At 64.4% G+C, this 1080-nt stretch carries 1 protein-coding gene; it reads left to right on the forward strand.

All coding sequences use genetic code 11. The annotated features are described in order from the left end of the window. Nucleotides 1–107 precede the first annotated feature (107 nt). Nucleotides 108–1080 (forward strand): peroxidase family protein (locus AACY45_RS27050; protein WP_445261226.1); only part of this gene is annotated, 973 nt, incomplete at its 3' end.

The following is a 1080-nucleotide window of genomic DNA, read 5'->3' on the forward strand; positions in this document are numbered from 1 at the left end:
TTTATATTAGCCGCCCGATCACTCTACGCGGATTAATCCATTTCTCCGATCAAGCGCGCCATGCCATCCTCTGCGAAAGCCAACCAGAAGCCGCATTGGAGACTGCCATGAATGCCGAAACGAAATGCCCGATGGGTGGGGGCAAGGTGGATGGCAATGCCGTCCTGTTCGAAATGACCAACCGCCTGTGGTGGCCGAACCAGCTTGACCTGACCGTGCTCCACCAGAACCCGCCAGCCGGCGACCCGATGGACCCCGATTTCGATTATGCCGAGGCGTTCAAGGCCCTCGATCTGGCGGCGGTGAAGGCCGACATCTTCGCACTGATGACCGAATCGCAGGACTGGTGGCCGGCCGATTTCGGCCATTATGGGCCGCTGTTCATCCGCATGGCGTGGCATAGCGCGGGCACGTACCGCATTGGCGACGGGCGCGGTGGCGCGGGCAGCGGGCAGCAGCGCTTCGCCCCGCTCAACAGCTGGCCGGACAATGCCAATCTCGACAAGGCGCGCATCCTGTTGTGGCCGATCAAGCAGAAATACGGGCGGGCTTTGTCCTGGGCCGATTTGCTGATCCTGACCGGCAATTGCGCCTTGGAATCCATGGGTTTCAAGACCGCCGGTTTCGCCGGTGGCCGCGTCGATGTGTGGGAACCCGCCACCGACGTGAACTGGGGGGCCGAGCGCGAGTGGCTGCAGACCAGCGACAAGCCCGGCGGCCGCTATTCGGGCGAACGCGAACTCGCCGATCCGCTGGCGGCGGTGCAGATGGGGCTGATCTACGTCAATCCCGAAGGCCCCGACGGCAACCCCGACCCCGTGCTCGCGGCGCACGACATTCGCGAGACCTTCGCGCGGATGGCGATGAATGACGAGGAAACCGTCGCGTTGATCGCGGGCGGCCACACCTTCGGCAAGACGCACGGTGCCGCCGTGCCCGACCAATATGTCGGCCCCGAGCCCGAAGGTGCCGGGATCGAGCAGCAGGGCCTGGGCTGGGCCAACAGCTATGGCACCGGCAATGGCGCGGACACCATCACCAGCGGCCTGGAAGTGACCTGGACGCAGCAGCCGACCAAAT

This window comes from Pseudomonas sp. RA_35y_Pfl2_P32, assembly GCF_963970735.1.
GTDB lineage: Bacteria > Pseudomonadota > Gammaproteobacteria > Pseudomonadales > Pseudomonadaceae > Aquipseudomonas.